A 15,874-nucleotide genomic window follows, 5' to 3' on the forward strand; every position below is an offset into this window, starting at 1 on the left:
ACACCGTGGTGATGCTATCGCAGGCAAGCCAGCTCCCACACAAGTCCTGTTCCTACAGGGGATTGCGGTATTAGTGGAACAACACCGCCGTCTTCTGCAGGGTCACCCACACACCCCACGCCAACGGAATACCTACCACCAGCCAGGCAGCAATCGCCATCGGCACAGTACCAGGGGCCGCTTTCCACTCCAGCGAAGTGCTGGCATCGGCGCCTTTGTCATGGCCCAGCGCCTGTTCGGCAGCCAGCTCGGCGTCGGTCATGAAGTACTTGTCGGCCACCGGCCGCACCAGCAGGTTGCAGAGGAAACCCAGCACCAACAGGCCTGCAAGGATGTACAAGGTGATGTCGTAGGCCGCAGCGCGCGGAACGCCGATGCTCAGCTGATACTCACGCAAGTAGTTCACCAGCACCGGGCCAAGCACGCCCGCCGCCGCCCATGCGGTCAACAGGCGACCGTGGATCGCGCCGACCATTTGGGTGCCGAACAGGTCGGCCAGGTACGCAGGCACAGTCGCAAAACCGCCGCCGTACATCGACAGGATGATGCAGAACGCCGCCACAAACAGCGCCACGTTGCCCAGGTGCCCCAGGTTCGGGATCAGCGCGTACAGGGCAAAGCCCAGGGCGAAGAACACGAAGTAGGTGTTTTTACGACCCAGGTAGTCGGAGAACGACGCCCAGAAGAACCGGCCACCGATGTTGAACAGGCTCAACAGACCGGTGAAACCAGCAGCGATGGCCGCAATGGAAGCCAGTTGACCTGCGTCCAGCTGGCCAAACGGCACATCCACACCCAGCAACTTGCCACCGAACACTTCCTGCAACAGCGGCGACGCCATGCCGAGGATGCCGATACCGGCGGACACGTTCAGGCACAGCACCAGCCATACCAGGCGGAATTGCGGGGTTTTCCACGCTACGTTCACGTGCACGTGGCGGTGGGTGATCATCGCGTTGCTGGCTTTTTTCGCCGGAGCGGTCCAGCCCTCAGGCTTCCAGCCGGTCGGCGGCACGCGGTATGAGAGTGCGCCACCAATCATGAACACGAAGTAGATGACGGCCATGACCACAAAGCTCTGCCACACGCCCACGCTGGTTGGCGAAGCGAAATGGCCCATCAGCGCTGCGGCCAACGGTGCACCCACCATCGCGCCACCGCCGAAGCCCATGATCGCCATGCCGGTAGCCATGCCGCGCTTGTCCGGGAACCACTTGATCAGGGTCGACACCGGCGAGATGTAGCCCAGGCCCAGGCCGATACCACCAATCACACCGGAGCCGATCCACATCAGCCAGATCTGGTGGGTATAAATCCCCAGCGCCGAGATCAACAGGCCGCCGCACCAGCACAAGGCCGAGACAACACCGGCTTTACGTGGCCCGGCATGTTCCAGCCAGCCACCCCAGATGGCCGCCGAGCAGCCCAGGAAGATGAAGAACAGGGTGTAGATCCAGCCCAGCATGGAGATGGGCCAGTCGCACTGGGACGAGAAGACTTGCGCGATAAAGCTCATGTCCGGCGCGCAGGCGACCGGTGCGGTGATACCTAGTGCCTTGGACAGCGGCAGCCAGAACACCGAGAACCCGTAGGCCATGCCGATGCAGAGGTGGATGGCCAGGGCGGCCGGTGGAACCAGCCAGCGGTTGAAGCCGGGCTTGGCGATAATGCGTTCCTTGGACAGGAACGCGGGCTTTGCGGCAGTACTACCGGCCGCAGTGCTAGTGCTCATTGGTGTTTCCCCCAGTTATTAGTATGTGTCCGTCAGGCACTCTCTCCCTCGACCTTGCACGCAGAGCGTTGGCCGTTGTTGTTGAGTAAAGCTCCTTTTAAGCGCGACCTTGTGTCGCAGACGACAGACGAACCCGCGAAGATTAGCACCAGTGGATGACAGAAAAACCAAACTGACATCACCTTTTTTACTCAAACTGATTTGTTTGACAGCAAAATCCGATTTTGCCGGTGCTAGATACAATGTAACGATGCGTGAACTGACGCAGGCCTTCGGGCGTTATACTCTGCGGCTAAATTTTGAAATCGACATACAAGGACTCGCCCATGAAAGCGTTCGGCAAAATCCTGGGTCTGGTACTCCTCGGGCTGTTGCTGATCATTGTGGCCCTGGGCTTTGCCCTGACCCACCTCTTCGATCCCAACGACTACAAAGACGAGATTCGCCAGATTGCCCGCGACAAGGCCCACATCGAGCTGACGCTCAATGGCGATATCGGCTGGAGCCTGTTCCCCTGGCTGGGCCTTGAGTTGCATGAAGCCAGCGTGGCGACCATGACCAACCCGACCCAACCGTTCGCCGACTTGCAGATGCTCGGCCTGTCGGTGCGCGTGCTGCCGCTGCTGCGCCGCGAAGTGCAGATGAGCGATGTGCGTGTCGAAGGCCTCAACCTGCGCCTTAACCGCGACAAGCAAGGCCACGGCAACTGGGAAGACATCGGCAAGAACGTGCCGGATGCGACCGAAACCGCCAGCGCCCCTGCCCCAACGCAAGCCCCGGCCGAGCCCGAACCGGAAAAGCCGCCCAAGCCGATCCGCCTGGACATCGACAGCCTGACCATCAACAACGCCCGCGTTGAATACAACGATGAGCAGACCGGCAAACAGTTCAGCGCCGAAAGTATCCAACTGAGCGCCGGCGCCGTGCACGAAGGCGCGAGCATTCCACTCAAGCTCACCGCCTTCCTGGGCAGCAACCAGCCACTGATGCGGGTCAAAACCGAACTGAACGGCAACCTGCGCATCCAGCGTGCCCTGCAGCGCTACCAGTTCGAAGACATGAAACTCAGCGGCGAAGCCACCGGCGAGCCGCTGCAAGGCAAGACCGTGACCTTCTCCACCCAGGGCCAATTGCTGGTGGACCTGGCGGCCAACATCGCCGAATGGACCAACCTCAAGCTCTCCGCCAACCAACTGCGGGCCTTGGGCGAACTGAAGGTCAATGACCTGAACAAAACCCCGCAAGTCAGCGGCGCACTGTCGATTGCCCAGTTTGACCTGGTCAAGTTCCTCGACAGCGTCGGCCACCCGCTGCCGCCCATGGCTGACGGCAGCCTGAGCAAAGTCGAGCTGGTCAGCCGCCTCAAGGGCACCCCGACCAGCGTGGCGCTGGAAGACCTGAACCTGAAACTCGACGGCAGCACCTTCACCGGTCGTATCGCCGTGGATGACTTCGCCAGGCAAGCCCTGCGCGTGCAGCTCCAGGGCGACACCTTCAACGCCGACAACTACCTGCCGGCCAAGTCCGAATCGGCCAAAGGCGCAACCGCCGCCCGCCAGGCCGAAGTGCAGAACAGCGAAGCCGGCGCCATGGCTGCCGGCGGCACCACACCCTTGCCGGAAGCCCCGACCAAAGGCGCGTGGAGCACCGACAAGCTGCTGCCACTGACCCGCCTGCGCGCCCTGGACGTCAACGCCGACCTGGCCTTTGGGCAACTGACCTTAAGCAAGCTGCCGATCCAGAATGCAGCGCTCAAAGCCTCCGGCGCCGATGGCCAGCTCAAGCTCGACACCTTGAGCGGCGGCCTCTACAACGGCACCTTCCAGGCCAACGGCACACTCGATGTGCGCCAGGACATCCCGGTGCTGGCGCTGCAAACCCACATCAAGCAAGTACCGGTTGAACGTATCCTGCAAGCTCAGGGGCAAAACCCGCCGGTCAAAGGCCAGGTCACACTCGACAGCAACCTCAGCGGCCGTGGCAACAGCCAAAAGGCGCTGATCGACAGCCTCAACGGTACCGCCAGCTTTGTGATCACTAACGGCGCGCTGCTCAATGCCAACATTGAACAGCAACTGTGCACCGGCATTGCCTTGCTCAACCGCAAGACCCTCAGCGCCACGCCACAAGGCAAGGACACGCCGTTCCAGGAACTGCGCGGCACGCTTAACTTGCGTAACGGCGTGGCGAGTAACCCCGACCTCAAAGTGCGCATCCCGGGCCTGGCGGTCAACGGTAACGGTGACGTCGACCTGCGCGTGCTGGGCATGGACTATCGCGTCGGCATCATCGTCGAAGGCGACCAGCGCGACGTGCCGGACCCGGCCTGCCAGGTGGGCGCCAACTTCCAGAACATCGAAGTGCCGCTGCGCTGCCGTGGCCCGCTGGAACTGGGCGCCAAGGCCTGCCGCCTGGACAAGGACGGCTTGACCCAGGTCGCCATCAAAGCCGCCGGCAACAAGCTCAGCGATAAGATCGAAGAGAAGCTCGACAAGGTTAATCCGCAGCTTAAAGACGCCCTTAAAGGCCTGTTCAAACGATGAGAAACGAGCAGTTTTCACAGGCGGTGCTGGACTGGTACGACCGCCACGGTCGCCATGACCTGCCCTGGCAACAGGGCATCACGCCTTACCGGGTGTGGGTCTCGGAGATCATGTTGCAACAAACCCAGGTGAGCACGGTGCTCAACTACTTCGACCGCTTCATGGCTTCCTTGCCGACGGTCGAAGCCCTGGCCGCCGCGCCGGAAGATGAAGTGCTGCACCTGTGGACGGGCCTGGGTTATTACACCCGTGCACGTAACCTGCAAAAGACTGCCAAAATCGTGGTCGCGGAATACGGCGGCGAATTTCCCAAGGATGTGGAAAAACTCACTGAGCTGCCCGGCATTGGCCTGTCCACTGCCGGCGCCATCGCCAGCTTGAGCATGGGCCTGCGCGCGCCGATCCTCGACGGCAATGTCAAACGCGTGCTGGCGCGCTTTACCGCGCAAGAAGGCTACCCCGGCGAACCCAAGGTCGCGAAACAGCTCTGGGCCACCGCTGAGCGCTTTACACCCCACGATCGCGTCAACGCCTACACCCAGGCCATGATGGACATGGGCGCCACGCTCTGCACGCGCAGCAAGCCCAGCTGCCTGCTGTGCCCGCTGGAAAAAGGCTGCGAAGCCCACATGCTCGGCCTGGAGACGCGTTACCCGATCCCCAAGCCGCGCAAGACCATCCCGCAAAAGCGCACGCTGATGCCACTGCTGGCCAACGCCGAGGGCGCGATTCTGCTTTACCGTCGCCCGTCCACGGGCCTGTGGGGCGGTTTGTGGAGCTTGCCGGAACTTGACGACCTGGAAGACCTGGAACACCTCGCCAACCAGCACGCGCTGGCACTGGGCGAACAACAGGCGCTGCCGGGGCTGATCCACACCTTCAGCCACTTCCAGCTGGCCATCGAACCCTGGCTGGTGCAGGTCGAGGAATCCGCCCATCACGTGGCCGAGGCCGACTGGCTCTGGTATAACCTCGCCACCCCGCCGCGCCTGGGCCTTGCCGCCCCGGTGAAAAAACTGCTGAAGCGCGCGGCCGACGTATTGAACGCAGGAGTTTCGTCATGACCCGCACCGTAATGTGCCGCAAGTACAAAGAAGAACTGCCAGGCCTGGAACGTCCTCCGTACCCAGGCGCCAAGGGCCAGGATATTTTCGAACATATCTCTGCCCAGGCCTGGGGCGACTGGCTGAAACACCAGACCCTGCTGATCAACGAAAAACGCCTGAACATGATGAACGCCGAAGACCGTAAATACCTGGCGGGCGAAATGGACAAGTTCTTTTCCGGCGAGGATTACGCCAAGGCCGACGGCTACGTGCCGCCTGCTCAATAATTGATCAAAAACCGGGGTCGGCACGTAAGCGACGGTAATAATTAAATATTTTTTGAAAACTTGCTTGACGACCCCCTGAAAAACCCGTTTAATGCGCCCCGTTGCCCAGATAGCTCAGTCGGTAGAGCAGGGGATTGAAAATCCCCGTGTCGGCGGTTCGATTCCGTCTCTGGGCACCAATAATACCGAAAAACCCCAAGCGAAGATGATTCCTTGGGGTTTTTTATTGCCTGCGATTTAGTGGCCGCGGGCCAATGCCCCGCCCGATCCACACCCGAGGGTTATTTATCCCGCTGCTCGATCGTTTAGCTGTTACTGAATTTTCTGTTGCAAGGTAGTTATTTGATGAACCGGTACTTGTTCTGCGCGCTGTTGCTGCTGACAGCGTTGCTCAGTGGCTGCGCCACACAAATGGATGTCTCGATCAACGCAACACCGGATCCGGACTATCACTTTGATCGACAGGCGCTGGTGCTGGTGACCACGTCCGTGGGCGGCAGTGCGCAAAACACGCTCAATGCCCGCTACTACCTGCGGGACATGGTCAGCGCCATGAAGGACCAGGGCTTTCGCGAGGTGTATACCGATGCCAGCCTGCCCAAGAACCATGGGCCGATCAAAATGACCATCGTCCTGGATGTCGACAGCAAGCAGGTCACTTACCGCTACACCGCCACCGACTACGGCCAGGTGCCCACCAGCACCACCACCGAGTGCAAGAAGAACAAAAAGAAAGCCGACCAGTTGACCTGCACCAGCAAGCCGAACACCACCTACGGCCCGGTGGGCACTTCGGAGCGCACCGGCTACACCACGCTCACCACCTTCACCGCCACCGCGCGTGACGAAGCAAGCCGGCGCGCGGTGTACGTGTTGCGGGTGATGTCCTACAACGAAGACTGCCAGGCCGCCAAGATCGAAGCCTTCCTGGTCGAACAGGGCCTGCAGAACCTGAACTTCCAGGACCGCGTGCAGCGCAACTACACCGTGACGATGCCCGAGGGCTACCAGTGCAAGTAGGCGCCTGCCTACTTCAGTAGAAACACCATCAGCGGGTTATCGTTAAGCCGCCCTTCGAAGTTCGGCGCCTGCTGCTCCATCGGCGTGCCCTTGAGCAGCGCTGCTTCTTTGCGCGGCACCAGCACCCAGGATGGACGCGGCAGGGTGGCGAGCTTTTCGGGCTCGTTACCGGCGACGAACAGCGGTTGCTCATCGTGCGTCAGGTTCATCATGTAGCGGATAGCCCAGGTGTCGCGGCCAAGGTCGACAAACACCAATGGCCCCGGCTGCGACGCGCGCAGTGCCTCGACCTGGCTGACAAACTTGCGGGTGTCGTATTGCAGGTCCTTGGCCGGATCGATCACCACCACCAGCAGCACCCATTGCGCCGCCAATGCGATCACACTCAGCCACACCAGGCGCAACGGGCGACGCCAGGCAATCAGCGCCGCCACTTGCAGCACGACCCACACACCGATCAACGGCGGCAGCGACACGTCGGGCCAGTAACCGTGCTTCTGCCAGGTGTGCCGGCAGATAAACAACACCACCACGCACAACGCCGGTAGCGCCACGACAAGCCATTCGTAGCAGCGGCGCACGCCGACGAACCAGTTTTGCGCCTGGAGCAGCCCATAGGCCGCGACAGCGGCAAACATCGGCACCATCGGCAGAATGTAGTAGGCGCGCTTGAAGTGCGGCACCGACAGCCCGAGCAAGATCATCAGGCCACAGGCCGCCAGCCGCACCACCATTTGCACGTCTTCGTTGGCCCAGCGCTCAGACCAGCGATGCCGCAGCGCGATCATCGCCGCCAACGCCAATGGCACCACCGGGAAATAGCGGTACAAACTCAGCTTGAAGTAGAAGTAGAACGGCTCGCCGGACTCGTCGAGGCGCCCACTGACTTGCATCCTGAACACCTCGTCGGCAAAGGCATCGCCACCGCTGACCCGCGCCAGCTTCATCAACGCCCACCAGCAGGCCCCGAGCAACGCCAGCCCGACAAAACCATGAATCAGCACCTGCTTGACCCGCTCACCCGGCCGGCCCAGCGCCCAGTAAACGCACACCACGCCGCAGACTTCGATAAGGCCCAAAGGCCCACGAATCGCGAAGGCCAGCACAAACAACGGGAACACCGCCAACTGTCGAAGCCGTGACCCGAGACGCTCCCCCGTGTGCAGCAGGTAGAAGCTGCCTACGCATAACAGCGCGACCATCAAGTCCAGGCAGACCGAGCGCGACTTGTCGAGCAGTTGGGTGGTGAGCAGCGTGAGCAGCACCGTCAGCAATGCCCAAGGCCGACTGAACGGCGCCAGCAGGCGATAGACCAGGGCGATCATGCCCGCCGCAGCGAGGGCCGTCGGCAGCACGTTGGCCAGGTGGTTCGGCGCACCGAACAAGCGGGCAAATACAAAGCTGAAGAAGGTCGCAGTGCCGGGATAGTCCGGATACGGCTGACCGTAGGTGGTAGGGAAAAGACTCGCGCCATGGCGAAACATTTCCTGCATGAACAACGCCCAGCGCCCGTCAAAGCCTTGGGGTTGCTCGTCCCAGATGCCCAAGGTGAACAGTAATAAAGCAATCAGAAACAGGCCCAGCGACTCCAGGCGATAACGGCTGCGGTGGTCCATCGAATGTCCTTTCAGGTGGGGAACGCCGACTCCATGGTGCCGACTCCGCCCCTGAATAACGCCTGAACAAATCCGAGTATTTATGGACTTATCGACCGACGCGCCACACCAGCGCGGGAATCAGCCGGATGTAGAGCAACTCGCCCACCAGTTCAAGCAGGGTTTGCACAATCACCGCCGTTGCGGCCAGACCGCGCACATCTTCAGGCAGCGCCAACGCCAGTGGCAGCACCACCAACGAGTTGCGTGTCGAAGCACTGAACGTCACCGCCCGCGCGGTAACCGCAGGCAACGCAAACAGCCGCGCAGCCAGCGCGCCCATCAGCGGCGCCAGCAACAGGAAGCCGAGGTACACCGGAATCACCGGCAGCAACAACGCGATATCGCGCACCACCGAAGTAATCTGCGAACCGATGACCACAAACAACACCAGCGCCATTGCCGGCACTGGCATCCAGGCCCAGGCGTTGTTCCAAAGATTGATAGTGCTTGAGCGCCGCGCCAGGGAGGTGGTCAACACCGCCAGGACCATCGGCAGCACAATCAGCAACAGGAACGCCTCGACAAACGGCCCCACCGCCACCACCACGGCGGACTGCGCGCCCAGCATAAAACCCAGGTACACCGGCAGCAGCACCAGTTGCAGCAACAACAGCACCGGCGTCGCCGCCAGCATCAGCCGCGAGTCACCCTTGCCGATATGGGTGAACACCACCACGTAATCGATACACGGCGTGAGCAACACCAGCAACGCGCCCACCAGCAACGCCGGGCGCTCCACCAGGCCTCGGGTCAATGCCCACACCAGCAAGGGCACCAGAATGAAATTGGCCAGCAGCAATGCGCCGATGAAGCGTTTGTTGCCCAAGCCCTGGCGCAAGTCCAGAAACGGAATTTGCAGGAACATGGCATACATCAGCACTGCAATGGCAGGCGTGACCAACACACCGAGGCCTTGGGCTGACAAGGGGGCGAACACGCCAAATGCGGCCGCCAGGAGCACGGCGGCGAAGTAGATCGGGATTTGGTTGTGTTCGAGGGTGTCGCGGGTCATTAGGACACTCGAGTCGATTGCAAAGGTGCAAGCCTAGGCATCTACTGGCAGGAGGTCGAGTGGTAAAAGTTGGGCGCGTATCAGGGGTATTCCTGGCGAGCATGGAGCACCGTCAGTATCTCAATCCAATCTGTAATGCGATAAATCACCAGATAATTGGGATGCACAACAATTTCTCGTGTGCCCGAGACCCTCCCCAAGCGGTACAGGTAAGGATGCTGAAGAAGCGCAGTTGTCGCAGCCTCAATGGCTTCGTTCAGAAGACTGGCCGCCGCAACATTGTGCTCAACGATATAATTCAAAATTGCTCTGAGTTCAGCCCGCGCCTCAGGCCGCCACTCAACTCGCATCACGCTCTTTTCGCTTCAACTCAATCAAAGCTCGCATTTCAGCCATGACCTCGTCATGCGGAATACTTGGGCGTGGGTCATCAATCGAAGCCTGCACTTTGGCGCGGAACCAAAGGTCATAACTGGCAGCCTGCTCCTCGGTTTCAAATTCCGAAACGATGGGAGAAAGGGGAATGCTCATAGAGACCTCCGTAATGGGTACCTGCCAGTCTAAACGGTCCATGGTTTGCTGTCGTTCCTCTCGGATGTGTGGCGTTATCAGTAAGTGCCGAACATTAGTAGCCCTGTCAGAGAGGGCACAAGTGCTGGCAAACTGAACAACTGTTACTAAAAAAATAAAAACAGGCACGGGCCGATAAACGATGAACTTGAATGACGCCTCTTTGCGAATGGCTGCGATCAACTCCAAACCAGGCCACAGCGATCCCTTCAAGGAGCTCGCTGCCGACGGTTACCTGATTGGGGGCTTCACCTGGCGCCACCCGCGCACCGACTTCGAACGCCCGGTCGTCATCATCAACGCCGCCACCTCGGTCCGCTGCCGCCACTATTCACGCTTCGCCGACTACCTGTTTGCCAACGGTTTCGACGTGATCACCTACGACTACCGTGGCATCGGCGAATCCCGCAGCGGCGCGTTGCGAGGCTTCAAGGCGTCGTGGTCGGACTGGGGCGTACTGGATTTCGAGGCGATGCTGCAGCGCGCACAGCGGGAGTTTCCGGGGCAGCCGATTGATGTGGTCGGCCACAGTTTCGGTGGGTGCGCGGCAGGGCTCGGTGCTTGCGGCGCGGTGATTCGGCGCATCGTGACGGTCGGCGCACAGTTTGCGTACTGGCGCGATTACGCGGCGAGCGGGCGCTGGCGCATGTTTGCCAAATGGCATGTGGTGATGCCGCTGGTGACGGCCCTGTACGGCTATTTTCCCGGCAAGCGCATGGGCTGGCTGGAAGACACACCGGCAGGCGTGGTGCGCGACTGGAGCATGCCGACACCGCGCTATGAAACGCGCCCCAGCGGGCGCGGCCTGGGTGAACTGCCATTTGCCCGTGTGAATGCGCAGTTGCTGGCCATTAGCATCACCGACGACCCTTTTGGGACTGTGGCGGCTATTGAGCGACTGCTGGGCTATTTTGAAAACAGCGCGCGCACTCACCTGCGAATCGCGCCCGATGACATCGGTGAAAAAGCCGTCGGGCATTTCGCTTTTTTTCGCAGTGAATATCAGGACCGGTTGTGGCCGATTGCGCTGGAATGGCTGCAGAAAGGCGAGCTGACCGCCAATACTCCAGGTCGGCAGGTGACGGGTTAAACAACCTACTCAAAAGCTCCGTATTTCCTACGCCATCGCACCTTTCCATCGAAGTGTTTCTGGCGGCTTTACCTGAGATTCTTCTTCGCCCAACGACTGCGAAGAACTCATGAAAATACCGCCAGCACCTTGCGCCGATGATCCGCAGCTGAGTCCTTTGCTCGCCAACCTGATCAAACTCATCCATGCGGCGCGCCAACAAGCTCTACGTTCCGTGGATGCCATTCAGGTGCTGACCTGCTGGCAAATCGGGCGCCACATTGTCGAATTTGAACAGCAAGGAAGTACTCGCGCCAAATATGGCAAAAAACTGCTGCGAACTCTGGCCAGCGAGCTGACCGGCCGCTATGGAAAAGGGTTTGATGCAACAAACCTTCGACACATGCGGGGCTTTTTTCTTGTATTCCCAAAATACGACGCACTGCGTCGCGAATTAAGCTGGACTCACTACCGCACTCTACTGCGAGTCGAAAACGCGAATGCAAGAGAGTGGTACATGAACGAGTCCGCCACCCAAAACTGGACCACTCGAGCCCTGGAGCGCCAAATCGGCACGCTTTACTATGAACGCTTACTCGCCAGTCAAGATCGCAGCGCAGTCAAAGAAGAAGCAGCTGCCAAAATTAACTGCCTGAAACAAAGCCCAAGAGAGTTTGTTCGCGACCCCGTACTTCTGGAGTTCCTAGGGCTGCCCAACCCTGGGCTGCTCTTGGAAAGCGATATCGAGCATGCGCTGATTAAACAGCTGCAAAGCTTTCTGCTTGAGCTAGGTAAAGGATTCGCCTTTGTCGCCCGCCAGCAAAGAATCAGCACCGAAAGCAAGGACTACTACCTTGACTTAGTGTTCTACAACTACCTGCTCAAGTGCTTTGTAATTTTCGATATAAAACGCGGAGAGCTGACTCATCAGGACATCGGACAGATGGACATGTATGTGCGCATGTACGACGACTTGAAACGCAGCCCCGAAGACGGCCCCACAGTGGGAATTATTCTTTGCTCACACAAAGATGCCTCTGTTGTGCGTTACTCCGTACTCGAAGGCCACGAACAGTTATTCGCCAGTAAGTACAAACTAGTGCTACCTAGCGAGGAGGAGCTACGTGCCGAACTGGAGTTACTGACAGAACGCACGCTCACAGGCGAAGCATCACAGAAGCTCTTGGGATTTCCCCCAACCTGCGCTTCAATACCCCACACCGATTAAGTACCCAAGGACGTTGAGCCCATGGCCTCGCCGAACAAGCAGCAAAAACGTGCCCACCGGGCCAAGGCCAAGGCCAAGCAAAACCGCACCCAGCGCGCCGTCGCGACCAAGCCGGATGCGTTCGCTGGCGACGACAGCCGCATTGACCTTGAGTCGGTGGATTTGACCGAGCTGTTTGTGGAGATGCGCGTCGCTGGCGAGACCAGCCAGCAGGCGCTGTGTGCGGCATTCCTGGCGCACCCACTGCTGGCCGTGGTGCTGGAGCAGGAAGGCGAAGAAGACGCGACAGATTTTATCCTGGCGGCGCTGATCGAATATCGCCAGTGGGCAACGGATACCGAGGATGAAGCCGCGGCGCTGGCGTGGATTGAATCCCCGCAGTTCCAGGCCGATTACGTGGCGGCATCCCAGGCGCTGACCAACTCCCAGGACTGATACACAACAAAATGTGGGAGCGGGCTTGCCCGCGATGGCGGTGTGTCAGGCGAGGAATTTATTGACTGCCAGCACGTCATCGCGGGCAAGCCCGGCTCCCACAGAGTTCAGTGTTTATGGCCAATTCAGCTGACCGACACAAAACAACTGTGGGAGCGGGCTTGCCCGCGATGGCGGTGTGTCAGGCGAGGAATTTATTGACTGCCAGCCCGTCATCGCGGGCAAGCCCGGCTCCCACAGGGTTCAGTGTTTCTGGCCAACTCAGCTGACTGACACAAAACAACTGTGGGAGCGGGCTTGCTCGCGAATGCGGTGTGTCAGGCGAGGAATTTATTGACTGCCAGCCCGTCATCGCGGGCAAGCCCGGCTCCCACAGAGTTCAGTGTTTATGGCTGATTCAGCTGGCTGACACAAAACAAATGTGGGAGCGGGCTTGCCCGCGAAGGCGGTGGATCAGCCAGCACATCTGGCGACTGAAACACCGCTTTCGCGAGCAAGCCCGCTCCCACACTTTTTTTAACTGCGGCGCTTCTGGCACCGCAGTTCATCACATCAATTGAGCACCGCTGCGCCTACCTTCTGCGCCTTGCGACGGCTCGCCACAAACAGCCCCGCCAACACCACCAGCAAGCTCAGAATGCCGGTCGCGATGATCTCGACGCGGTGGGCTTCCTGGAACAGCATGATGGTCAGCGTACCGACGATGAACACCATCACCGCGTAGGTCAGGCCGGGGAACAGCCACATCTTGAACACAATCTTCTCACCCGCTGCCGTGCGTTTCTGGCGCATGCGCAGTTGCGACACGGCGATCACCAGGTACACCAGCAGCGCAATGGCGCCGGAACTGGCCAGCAGGAATTCGAACACTGCAGCCGGGGCCACGTAGTTGGCGAATACCGCCAGGAACGCAGCGCCGGTCGACAGCAACACTGCCCAGTAAGGCGTACCGCTTTTGTTGGTGCGCTTGGCCACGGCCGGTGCATCACCGCGACGGCCCAGGGAGAACAGCATGCGCGAGGCAGTATACAGCGCCGAGTTGAGGCAGCTGGTCACGGCAACCAATACCACCAGGTCAACGATAAGCTTGGCATTCGGGATGCCCATGCGCTCAAGCACGGTCTGGTAGGAACCTACCGCCGCCAGGGTCGGATCATTCCATGGCACCAGGGACACGACGATGAAGATCGACAGCAGGTAGAACAAACCAATCCGCCAGATCACCGAGTTGGTGGCCTTGGTGATTTGCTGGCCAGGGTTCTTCGATTCGGCCGCTGCGATGGTGACGATCTCGGTGCCCATGAACGAGAACATGGTGGTCAGGATCGCTGCCAATACCGCACCCATGCCGTTAGGCATGAAGCCTTGGGTGTCAAACAGGTGCGAAACACCGCTGACCTGGCTGGTCGGCAGGAAGCCGAAAATTGCCGCAAGGCCAAGGATCACAAACGCCACAATCGCCACGACTTTGATCAGCGCAAACCAGAACTCGAACTCGCCGTAGTTCTTCACGCTGAACAGGTTGGTAGCCGTGAGCAGCAAGGTGATGATCAGGGTAAACGCCCAGATCGCCACATCGGGGAACCAGGCATTCAGGATGGTCGCAGCGGCGTTGGCTTCCAGTGGAATCACCAACACCCAGAACCACCAGTACAGCCAGCCGATGGTGAAACCGGCCCAGTGACCGATTGCGCGGTCGGCATAGGTGGAGAACGAACCGGTGTCCGGCGAGGCCACGGCCATTTCGGCGAGCATGCGCATCACCAACACCACCAGCGTGCCCGCAGCGGCGTACGCCAGCAGTACGGCCGGGCCGGCGGCTGCAATCGCGTGGCCGGAGCCGACAAACAAACCGGCACCAATAACGCCGGCAATCGACAGCATGGTGACGTGACGCGGTTTGAGCCCCTGTTCGAGGTCATTGGAGCTTTGCGTACTACTCATTGACACACCTTTGCGAGGAATTGCGAAAACGGTCCGCCCGGCCTGCGATCCTTCTCGTGAAAAGAAACCAACGGGGCGTTCTTTATTTTTTACGCAAGATTTGCGCCAAAATATTACAGAGCCACGATTGACGCGGGCTGTAGGACAATTCATTAGCTCACGCAAGTCGTTGAGAACTATGGCATTGCGCTATAGCGTTACCGTGCGACCCAACTGCGACACGAAAATACGCACCAAAAACACACACAAAAAGTACGTGACGCTCCATAAAAGGGCTGATAAGGACCGTTTGCCCGGTTAACCCTTCCAACACCCGGCCAAAGCTGGCACCATCGCGCCCTTTTTTACGTGAAGCCTGTGGATTTATCGGGTTCAAACGTCTGTAGGTTGTTGATAGCGCGACACGCTGCTGTGCCGATGCGACACCCTGCCGCAGACCACCCGTTAACCGTCCGCAGCGCTGTTGGCTGCCATCCGAACGCTATGCTAGCTTGGCGCCTCGCCAGGAAGGCGGCCCAACAGCAAGAATGCACTGAACACAATGAGGACCGCACATGGCTGAGGCCGCGCCCGCGCTTGAAATCCGCAACTTGCATAAACGCTATGGTGAGCTGGAGGTACTTAAAGGTATCTCGCTGACCGCCCGCGACGGCGACGTGATCTCGATCCTGGGTTCCTCCGGTTCCGGCAAGTCCACCTTTTTGCGTTGCATCAACCTGCTGGAAAACCCGCATCAGGGCCAGATCCTGGTGGCCGGTGAAGAGCTCAAGCTCAAGGCCGCGAAAAACGGCGAGCTGATGGCCGCCGACGGCAAACAGATCAACCGCCTGCGCAGCGAAATCGGTTTTGTGTTTCAAAACTTTAACCTGTGGCCGCACATGAGCATCCTCGACAACATCATCGAGGCACCCCGCCGTGTGCTCGGCCAGAGCAAAGCCGAAGCGATAGAAGTGGCCGAAGCCCTGCTGGCCAAGGTCGGCATCAGTGACAAGCGCCACGCGTACCCGGCGCAACTGTCCGGCGGCCAGCAACAACGGGCAGCGATTGCACGCACCCTGGCGATGCAGCCCAAGGTCATCCTGTTCGACGAGCCGACATCGGCGCTTGACCCGGAAATGGTCCAGGAAGTACTTAATGTGATCCGCGCGCTGGCCGAAGAAGGCCGCACCATGCTACTGGTCACCCATGAAATGGGCTTTGCCCGTCAGGTTTCCAGTGAAGTGGTGTTCCTGCACCAGGGCCTGGTAGAAGAGCAAGGATCGCCACAGCAGGTGTTTGAAAACCCGCTTTCGGCGCGCTGCAAACAATTCATGTCCAGCAACCGCTAACG

At 59.7% G+C, this 15,874-nt stretch carries 14 protein-coding genes and 1 tRNA gene; 9 read left to right on the forward strand and 6 right to left on the reverse strand.

Annotation, left to right across the window (positions count from 1 at the left end; all coding sequences use genetic code 11):
* Positions 1-70 precede the first annotated feature (70 nt).
* On the reverse strand, positions 71-1,732 hold the full coding sequence (locus ASE80_RS21290) for an OFA family MFS transporter (protein ID WP_056860673.1): 1,662 nt from the start codon (positions 1,730-1,732) through the stop codon (positions 71-73).
* Between the two features lie 326 nt (positions 1,733-2,058).
* Between ASE80_RS21290 and ASE80_RS21295 the strand changes: the two genes are divergently transcribed.
* From ASE80_RS21295 to ASE80_RS21315, 5 genes are all read left to right on the forward strand, one after another.
* A complete protein-coding gene (locus tag ASE80_RS21295) occupies positions 2,059-4,275 on the forward strand; it encodes an AsmA family protein (protein WP_056860674.1) in 2,217 nt (738 codons plus the stop codon).
* Positions 4,272-5,339 carry an A/G-specific adenine glycosylase gene (gene mutY, locus ASE80_RS21300; protein ID WP_056860675.1) on the forward strand — a complete coding sequence of 356 codons (1,068 nt, stop codon included), beginning with the start codon at positions 4,272-4,274 and terminating at the stop codon, positions 5,337-5,339. The genes ASE80_RS21295 and mutY overlap by 4 nt, the downstream gene beginning before the upstream one ends.
* Positions 5,336-5,608: an oxidative damage protection protein gene (locus ASE80_RS21305; RefSeq protein ID WP_056860676.1), complete on the forward strand. Its 273-nt coding sequence runs from the start codon at positions 5,336-5,338 to the stop codon at positions 5,606-5,608. The genes mutY and ASE80_RS21305 overlap by 4 nt, the downstream gene beginning before the upstream one ends.
* A 103-nt stretch (positions 5,609-5,711) precedes the next feature.
* A tRNA-Phe gene (locus tag ASE80_RS21310) sits at positions 5,712-5,787 on the forward strand.
* Positions 5,788-5,953: 166 nt separating this feature from the next.
* Complete coding sequence (locus ASE80_RS21315) at positions 5,954-6,628, forward strand: hypothetical protein (RefSeq protein WP_056860677.1); 675 nt, start codon at positions 5,954-5,956, stop codon at positions 6,626-6,628.
* Between the two features lie 8 nt (positions 6,629-6,636).
* On the opposite strand, the gene ASE80_RS21320 is transcribed toward ASE80_RS21315, so the two are convergent.
* From ASE80_RS21320 to relB, 4 genes are all read right to left on the reverse strand, one after another.
* A complete protein-coding gene (locus ASE80_RS21320; protein WP_056860678.1) occupies positions 6,637-8,244 on the reverse strand; it encodes an ArnT family glycosyltransferase in 1,608 nt (535 codons plus the stop codon).
* 88 nt (positions 8,245-8,332) lie between these two features.
* Entirely contained in the window at positions 8,333-9,298 is a 966-nt protein-coding gene (locus ASE80_RS21325; protein ID WP_056860679.1) for an arsenic resistance protein, read from the reverse strand.
* An 80-nt stretch (positions 9,299-9,378) separates the two neighbouring features.
* Positions 9,379-9,648: a type II toxin-antitoxin system RelE/ParE family toxin gene (locus tag ASE80_RS21330; RefSeq protein WP_056860680.1), complete on the reverse strand. Its 270-nt coding sequence runs from the start codon at positions 9,646-9,648 to the stop codon at positions 9,379-9,381.
* A complete protein-coding gene (gene relB, locus ASE80_RS21335; RefSeq protein ID WP_056860716.1) occupies positions 9,638-9,829 on the reverse strand; it encodes a type II toxin-antitoxin system RelB family antitoxin in 192 nt (63 codons plus the stop codon). The genes ASE80_RS21330 and relB overlap by 11 nt, the downstream gene beginning before the upstream one ends.
* 181 nt (positions 9,830-10,010) lie before the next feature.
* Here relB and ASE80_RS21340 point away from each other — a divergent pair, with 181 nt between their 5' ends.
* The 3 genes from ASE80_RS21340 to ASE80_RS21350 all read left to right on the forward strand — a co-directional run bounded on the left by ASE80_RS21340 (position 10,011) and on the right by ASE80_RS21350 (position 12,600).
* Positions 10,011-10,958 carry an alpha/beta hydrolase family protein gene (locus tag ASE80_RS21340; RefSeq protein WP_056860681.1) on the forward strand — a complete coding sequence of 316 codons (948 nt, stop codon included), beginning with the start codon at positions 10,011-10,013 and terminating at the stop codon, positions 10,956-10,958.
* A gap of 109 nt (positions 10,959-11,067) precedes the next feature.
* Positions 11,068-12,165 carry a PDDEXK nuclease domain-containing protein gene (locus tag ASE80_RS21345; protein WP_081321559.1) on the forward strand — a complete coding sequence of 366 codons (1,098 nt, stop codon included), beginning with the start codon at positions 11,068-11,070 and terminating at the stop codon, positions 12,163-12,165.
* A gap of 21 nt (positions 12,166-12,186) precedes the next feature.
* The gene (locus ASE80_RS21350; protein WP_056860682.1) at positions 12,187-12,600 is read left to right on the forward strand and encodes a hypothetical protein; all 414 of its coding nucleotides are present in this window, start codon (positions 12,187-12,189) and stop codon (positions 12,598-12,600) included.
* Between the two features lie 552 nt (positions 12,601-13,152).
* On the opposite strand, the gene gabP is transcribed toward ASE80_RS21350, so the two are convergent.
* A complete protein-coding gene (gene gabP / locus ASE80_RS21355) occupies positions 13,153-14,544 on the reverse strand; it encodes a GABA permease (RefSeq protein ID WP_056860683.1) in 1,392 nt (463 codons plus the stop codon).
* 554 nt (positions 14,545-15,098) lie between these two features.
* On the opposite strand from gabP, the gene ASE80_RS21360 reads away from it, so the two are divergent.
* Positions 15,099-15,872 carry an ABC transporter ATP-binding protein gene (locus tag ASE80_RS21360; protein ID WP_017138656.1) on the forward strand — a complete coding sequence of 258 codons (774 nt, stop codon included), beginning with the start codon at positions 15,099-15,101 and terminating at the stop codon, positions 15,870-15,872.
* The last annotated feature ends 2 nt before the right edge of the window (positions 15,873-15,874 follow it).

The organism is Pseudomonas sp. Leaf15 (assembly GCF_001421425.1).
Taxonomy (GTDB): Bacteria; Pseudomonadota; Gammaproteobacteria; order Pseudomonadales; family Pseudomonadaceae; genus Aquipseudomonas; species Aquipseudomonas salomonii.